At 52.2% G+C, this 1506-nt stretch carries 1 rRNA gene; it reads left to right on the top strand.

What is annotated here, in order from left to right:
- Window positions 1–26 precede the first annotated feature (26 nt).
- Window positions 27–1506, top strand: a 23S ribosomal RNA gene (locus Q3A88_RS21790); the annotation flags it as partial.

Genomic DNA, 1506 nt, shown 5'->3' with positions numbered 1-1506 from the left:
TCAATCGAGACATCTTCGGGTTGTGAGGTTAAGCGACTAAGCGTACACGGTGGATGCCTAGGCAGTCAGAGGCGATGAAGGGCGTGCTAATCTGCGATAAGCGTCGGTAAGCTGATATGAAGCGTTATACCCGACGATACCCGAATGGGGAAACCCAGTGTGTTTCGACACACTATCATTATGTGAATACATAGCATAATGAGGCGAACCGGGGGAACTGAAACATCTCAGTACCCCGAGGAAAAGAAATCAACCGAGATTCCCCCAGTAGCGGCGAGCGAACGGGGAGGAGCCCAGAACCTGAATCAGTTTGTGTGTTAGTGGAAGCGTCTGGAAAGTCGCACAGTAAAGGGTGATAGTCCCGTACACAAAAATGCACAAGGTGTGAGTTCGATGAGTAGGGCGGGACACGTGACATCCTGTCTGAATATGGGGGGACCATCCTCCAAGGCTAAATACTCCTGACTGACCGATAGTGAACCAGTACCGTGAGGGAAAGGCGAAAAGAACCCCGGCGAGGGGAGTGAAATAGAACCTGAAACCGTGTACGTACAAGCAGTGGGAGCCTACTTGTTAGGTGACTGCGTACCTTTTGTATAATGGGTCAGCGACTTATATTCTGTAGCAAGGTTAACCGTATAGGGGAGCCGCAGGGAAACCGAGTCTTAACTGGGCGTTAAGTTGCAGGGTATAGACCCGAAACCCGGTGATCTAGCCATGGGCAGGTTGAAGGTTGGGTAACACTAACTGGAGGACCGAACCGACTAATGTTGAAAAATTAGCGGATGACTTGTGGCTGGGGGTGAAAGGCCAATCAAACCGGGAGATAGCTGGTTCTCCCCGAAAGCTATTTAGGTAGCGCCTCGTGAATTCATCTTCGGGGGTAGAGCACTGTTTCGGCTAGGGGGTCATCCCGACTTACCAACCCGATGCAAACTACGAATACCGAAGAATGTTATCACGGGAGACACACGGCGGGTGCTAACGTTCGTCGTGAAGAGGGAAACAACCCAGACCGCCAGCTAAGGTCCCAAAGTCATGGTTAAGTGGGAAACGATGTGGGAAGGCATAGACAGCCAGGATGTTGGCTTAGAAGCAGCCATCATTTAAAGAAAGCGTAATAGCTCACTGGTCGAGTCGGCCTGCGCGGAAGATGTAACGGGGCTAAACCATGCACCGAAGCTGCGGCAGCGACACTTAGTGTTGTTGGGTAGGGGAGCGTTCTGTAAGCCTGCGAAGGTGGCCTGTGAGGGCTGCTGGAGGTATCAGAAGTGCGAATGCTGACATAAGTAACGATAATGCGGGTGAAAAACCCGCACGCCGGAAGACCAAGGGTTCCTGTCCAACGTTAATCGGGGCAGGGTGAGTCGACCCCTAAGGCGAGGCTGAAAAGCGTAGTCGATGGGAAACAGGTTAATATTCCTGTACTCGGTGTTACTGCGAAGGGGGGACGGAGAAAGCTAGGTTATCCGGGCGACGGTTGTCCCGGTTTAAGCGTGAAGGTGG

It is taken from the genome of Pectobacterium sp. HCp5_1 (assembly GCF_032905925.1).
Taxonomy (GTDB): Bacteria; Pseudomonadota; Gammaproteobacteria; order Enterobacterales; family Enterobacteriaceae; genus Pectobacterium; species Pectobacterium brasiliense_A.
Note: the sequence above shows the minus strand (reverse complement) of the source record. Positions and strands in the feature narration are given on the sequence as shown.